Source organism: Clostridium tarantellae (genome assembly GCF_009295725.1).
GTDB classification, from domain to species: Bacteria; Bacillota; Clostridia; order Clostridiales; family Clostridiaceae; genus Sarcina; species Sarcina tarantellae.
Map to the genome: position 1 here is coordinate 1 of NZ_WHJC01000219.1, position 5,658 is coordinate 5,658.

Here is a 5,658-nt window from a genome sequence, read left to right on the forward strand (position 1 = left end):
TTATTATAGTTTCTTAAAAATAAAAAAAAGCCAGTCTATAACAGAAACTGACTCTATATTATGTTATATTTATTCTAAGGAAAAAACTATTTTATTAAAATATTCATACCATTTAATAATTCATCTACCTCTTCTACTCCAATTTCATTTACATAAACTGATTTTTCATTCTTACTAATTTTTTTCCTTATTTTTTCTTTTATTTCTTCTATAGTAGTATCGTTGTATGTAAGATTATGATCCCTTAAATATGAAGAAATATCACATATTTTCATACCTAATGATAATAAATCCTTATCAAATAGTAATTTTACGGCATCATAAAGTTCTTCATAATTATCTAAATATAGCTCTGCTATTTCTTTGAAATTAACTGTTAACTCTTCCAAACATTCATCTGAAATATCTTTCGGTAACATTCTAATAAAAGTATTTCCATTCAATTTTATAATAAGAGCACCGATTTTACCTTTGTCTTTTATCCAAATTCTTAATGTTTCTTCATTGCTCTTTCTCATCATAGAGTATTCTTTATTAACTATTTTGTTTAGCATAAACATTTTGATTTTACCAAAACAGATTAATAATACTTCGTGCTTCTTATCTCTACTGAACTGTCCTTCAATAGGAGCCTCTACCAACAATGATAATAGAAAAAATAATGAAACTACGGCTAATCCTACTCCTGCAAAACTGGTGAAGTCTACGGATGTACAACTTTTAAATATTGATACAGTACACAAAACAATAAATACAGTAAATAGCAACATTTCTGTCTTACACTTAAAATAATATTTCTTTTCTAACCCACTTACTTCACCATTGTATAATTCTAAACTGCTTGAATCAATTATTCCTTTTTTTGTTCTTAGCTCCATTAAAGATTTTTTCATTCCATAGAAATAAACATACCAGGTTCCTAATGTACAGCACATAAACCATACAAATAATTCTCTCCTAGACATTTTTTTATCTCCTTAAAATAATTATATATCCTTTAAACTTAGAGCATTTTCTATTCTTATTACTTCACCTCTAATGTAATTTTCCCAAAAGGATTCCCTATGAGAATAATCAGAAAGTTTTCTTGAACTCCAGTTATCAAAATTTTTAATAACTTGATTCATAATGTCTAGTTCTTCCTCACTATAAGCTTCTGTTCTTAATTTAATCTTTGGTTCAATAATAGTACCATATTCATCTTTAGTTAAATTTATAATGTTAGAATTATTTAGCTCTTTTAACTTTTCATCTAAATCTGGTAAAACAGGTCCAAAATAATCATAAACAAAGTCATCATTTAGCAATCTCTTTTTATTCTTTTTATAGTATAAAAATTGTATATAAAATAGAAGCTTATTAAGCTTGGTTTTATATATTTCCTTATTACAATTGTTAGATACATACACTACTAACTTAACAAACTCTTTCATGTTTTCCCTCTCCCTATTGCAATAACCATTGCTATCTTTAAATTGATTTATTTTTATTACCTTGCCCATGATACTCCTTACTCCCGGTAACACTTTAATTATATTCCATTTATTACCAATTATCAATATTTTATAATAAAGTATTTTCCATTATAAGGACTCTCTAAATATTTTATGATATGAAACATATAAATATTAATTAAATACTAAACTAACTTAGACAGTCCACTATCTAAGCTATTCATTTTAATCATATTTGGTTCTTATTTTTAAAATTAATATTGACCTTTGAGTTACTCTAACCCTTATAATCTTAACTACACAATGGTATAAAGTTCTGAGGAAATATATTTTTTATTTATCTAAAGTATAATTTTTAAATTTATTATATGAGAATACGGAGGTCAAATTAATGGAAGAAAATATTTTAGGACGAGAAAAAATATCAAAGCTATTTATTAAATTTTCAATACCAGCAATTATAGCAATGCTAATATCAGGAGTACAAACTATAATAGATGGTATATTTTTAGGAAACTTTGTTGGCTCAAATGCAATGGCTAGCATTAGTATGGCTGGTCCTTATATACAATTAGTAATAGGTTTTTCTATGCTTATAAGCGTTGGTTCTTTAAGTTTTATGGGTAGAAGTTTAGGCGAAGGAAATAAAAAATTAACACAAGATATTTTTAGAACATCAACAACTATTTTGAGTGTAGTTGCTTTATTTTTGAGTATATTTGGATTTATATTTAGTAAAAATATTAGCTTAACTTTAGGAGCAAATAATATTTTAATAAATGATGTATCAATTTATATTAAATTTATATCTATATTTATATTACCAATGTCTTTAGCATTTTTAATTGGTTTTGCAGACAGACTTATAGAAAAACCAGAGTTATATTTTAAAGGAATGATTGTAAGCTTACTATTTAATATAACTTTAAATTATTTATTAATAAAAAAATTACAATATGGAATTGCTGGCGCAGCTTTAGCAACAGGAATATCATACTCTTCAGTATTCTTTATAGTATTAAGTCCTATGCTTAATAAAAATAATGTTATAAACCTGTTTGTAGGTAAATTTAATATAAAAACTATTATTCCTATAGTATATAATGGGTCTTCAGAAGCTATAGCATCAATAGCTTCTGCTATATCAGCTTATTTATTTAATATGTCATTTATAAGAATAGCTGGTGAATCTGGTGTTACAGCCTTTACTAGTATTAATTATATTGCTCAATTTGGAACATTAATTATATTTGGAATAGGTGATGGTATTGGCTCTATTATAAGCTATAACTATGGGGCAAAAAGTTTTGAAAGAGTTAAAAGAATATTTAATCTATCTGCAAAAATAGCCTTTATAATAGGCTTTATAACATTCTTAATTTTATTTTTATTTGGAGAAAATTTAGTAACTTTATTTGTTGCTTCAGATAAAACTGTAGTTGATTTAGTTTCACAAGGTGCCAAATTATATGCTTTAGCCTTTATACTAAATGGATTTAATACTTTATGTTCTGCCTATTTTACAGCTATAGGATATGCAAAAGAATCTATAATAATAGCTTTAAGTAGAGGATTAATTTTCATACTATTAGGAATTACTATACTACCTAGTATGTTAGGAATAAACGGAATATGGCTTACAGTTCCATTTGCTGAAGTTATGACCTTTGCAATTTGTTCATACCTTATGAACAAATATAAATTACCACAATCACAAGTTCATACCGCTCCTTTAATTGATTAACCTATATTACCAAATTAAATGTCCACTGCTTACTTCATAAGTAGTGGACATTTTTTCATCTATTTAAAATTAAGTGTTAAAATTTCATTGTAAATATCTAACTATTTTTATTATTCTACTTATGCTATACTATCAAGGTAAAATTTCGAAATCGTAGAAATGGACGGCTACGGTGGTTTGTACGTTTTTCCCACCTTGGGCTATTGTAATTATTTTTACTATAGCTTAAGGAGGGTGGTATTGGAATGTTAGAATTGATTGTGAAATGTGTTGTTATTTGTTATATTATTCACTTAATATTAAGACATAATATTTTAAATTCAAATATTAAAATCAAAATTAATTTTTTTGGTTTACATATTGAATTTCACAGCAAAGAAAAAAGCACCCGTCCAGCAAAGATTAGCGCTTATTTTCTATAACACTTAAATTTTAATAGCCCTAAAACTTAAAAACGTTCTAGGATTGCTTAGTGTTAGCCACACTAAGCTTTTCTTATTTATATTATACCAAAAAAATATTAAAAATAAACCTTAAAATATTTTCTTTTGTTTTTATAAACTTAATTGTTCCACGGTCTTTTCTTGTTTAACCACCCTTTTTCAATCCAATATTCACGATCTCCTTCACTTATATTTAATTTTTTATGCATTAATCTTATACCAGTAAACATAAATTTAATTTTTAATGTTGACTTTACTTTTCCATTTAAATTTTTTATCTTATTACATATTTTCTTAATATCATTTTCTATATTAATCATTCTCTTTTTATCTATAATATTTAAATTTTCAGCTCTAATATTAACTCCATATTTGTTAATTCTACTTACACCCCAAAATTTCATACTATCTGAAATATCTTTAATAGTACTCTTAGTTCCAGCACCTGCTGCTGTGGTAAGAATTAATACTTGTTTTTTAAACATACTCTCATTAGGTTTGTGTATCATCCATTGAAAAGCAAAATGATCTAAAAAATTCTTCATACCACCTGTTACATGATAAACATAAACAGGTGAAGCAAAAATAATTAAATCAGACTCCTCCATGGCTTTTAAAGCTTTATTTACATATTCATAATCTAAACATTTCTTTTTATCCTTTAAGCATTGTAAGCATCCTCTACAAAAGTTAGGCATATCTCTTGGTAAAAAAATTTCTGTTACCTTATTTTTATCATTATCTAATTCCTTTAAAAATTTTTGTGCAAGACCGTATGTATTTCCTTTTTTCATAGTTCCATATATTACAGTAATTTTCATAACTTTTATCTCCTAAAATCATTTAACCTGTTTATATTATTCAATTTCTTTAGTTTAAGTTACAAAATTAAATGCTTCAATATTTTTTAATTGCAATATTAAAGCATTTACTACTATTCTATACACTAAGAGACTCTATCTTCTCTCACCTCATAATATGACGCTATTATATTTTGACACTATATCTAATTGAGGTTATACTAAATAAGTAAGGTGCTCAAGGGTAATTTACAAAACTTAATATCGCGGGATGGAGCAGTTGGTAGCTCGTTGGGCTCATAACCCAAAGGTCGTAGGTTCAAGTCCTGCTCCCGCAACCATAATAACTACTAAAATGATTATTTTAGTAGTTTATTTTATTTTCAAATTAACTGCTAAACTAATATCTAATTACATTATATTGTTTATATCAATTCTAATTATAAATTACAACATTAATTCTTTTTTTCATATATAAAAAAACATATGATAGTTATATTTATTTATATATAGCATTTACTACTATTTCATACACTAAGAGACCTCTTCTTCTGCCACATCATAATATGACACTATTCACTTTTGACACTATATATAATTAAGGTTATACTAAATAAGTAATGTGCTTCAGAGCAGTTTACAAAACTTAATATCGCGGGATGGAGCAGTTGGCAGCTCGTTGGGCTCATAACCCAAAGGTCGTAGGTTCAAGTCCTGCTCCCGCAACCATAATAACCACTAAAACAATTGTTTTAGTGGTTTATTTTATTCTAATAGATAATAATATTTATAAGAATTTAAATTATAACCATAATTTCATACCTAAAAAAATGAATCCAATAGCAATTATAGTAAATATTATTTTCGAAAAAATTTTTTCCTCTTTATCTTTCCAAGTTTCAAAAATATCTTTTATATCTCCAATTACATCAAAAGCAAATAAAATCTTATTAAGCCATTCTAAAAACCACAAACCCTAATACCTCTTACATCTGAATATTATTTTAATATTTATTCAACTCTATTTACTACTTTAAATTCTTCACATACAACTAACATACCTGCTAAAAAATTAATCTTTATTATTTATCCCTAATTATTCATGAAAAAATAAAAATCATAATAGATATGGCTTAAAATAATGCTTTTCTACAAAAAAAAATTCACCTATTAGGTGAAAAAGTATAGAAAAAAGGATTCAACCCTGTTATTGTTAA

Annotated in this window: 5 protein-coding genes and 2 tRNA genes; 3 read left to right on the forward strand and 4 right to left on the reverse strand. The window is 25.8% G+C overall.

All coding sequences use genetic code 11. The features are described 5' to 3' along the window. Nucleotides 1–86 precede the first annotated feature (86 nt). Nucleotides 87–965: a hypothetical protein gene (locus GBZ86_RS11890; protein WP_152890940.1), complete on the reverse strand. Its 879-nt coding sequence runs from the start codon at nt 963–965 to the stop codon at nt 87–89. Nucleotides 966–986: 21 nt separating this feature from the next. Continuing rightward, entirely contained in the window at nt 987–1,502 is a 516-nt protein-coding gene (locus GBZ86_RS11895) for a Panacea domain-containing protein (RefSeq protein ID WP_152890942.1), read from the reverse strand. A 343-nt stretch (nt 1,503–1,845) separates the two neighbouring features. Between GBZ86_RS11895 and GBZ86_RS11900 the strand changes: the two genes are divergently transcribed. After that, nucleotides 1,846–3,198: an MATE family efflux transporter gene (locus GBZ86_RS11900; RefSeq protein ID WP_152890944.1), complete on the forward strand. Its 1,353-nt coding sequence runs from the start codon at nt 1,846–1,848 to the stop codon at nt 3,196–3,198. Nucleotides 3,199–3,760: 562 nt separating this feature from the next. On the opposite strand, the gene GBZ86_RS11905 is transcribed toward GBZ86_RS11900, so the two are convergent. Then, nucleotides 3,761–4,462, reverse strand: coding sequence for a flavodoxin family protein (locus GBZ86_RS11905; protein ID WP_152890946.1), 702 nt, complete (start codon nt 4,460–4,462; stop codon nt 3,761–3,763). A 244-nt stretch (nt 4,463–4,706) separates the two neighbouring features. Between GBZ86_RS11905 and GBZ86_RS11910 the strand changes: the two genes are divergently transcribed. Together GBZ86_RS11910 and GBZ86_RS11915 are read left to right on the forward strand one after the other, a co-directional pair. Next, nucleotides 4,707–4,782, forward strand: a tRNA-Met gene (locus GBZ86_RS11910). 312 nt (nt 4,783–5,094) lie between these two features. Continuing rightward, a tRNA-Met gene (locus tag GBZ86_RS11915) sits at nt 5,095–5,170 on the forward strand. A 73-nt stretch (nt 5,171–5,243) separates the two neighbouring features. Here the strand turns inward: GBZ86_RS11915 and GBZ86_RS17240 are convergent. Continuing rightward, on the reverse strand, nt 5,244–5,414 hold the full coding sequence (locus tag GBZ86_RS17240) for a hypothetical protein (RefSeq protein ID WP_170272233.1): 171 nt from the start codon (nt 5,412–5,414) through the stop codon (nt 5,244–5,246). Between the last annotated feature and the right edge of the window lie 244 nt (nt 5,415–5,658).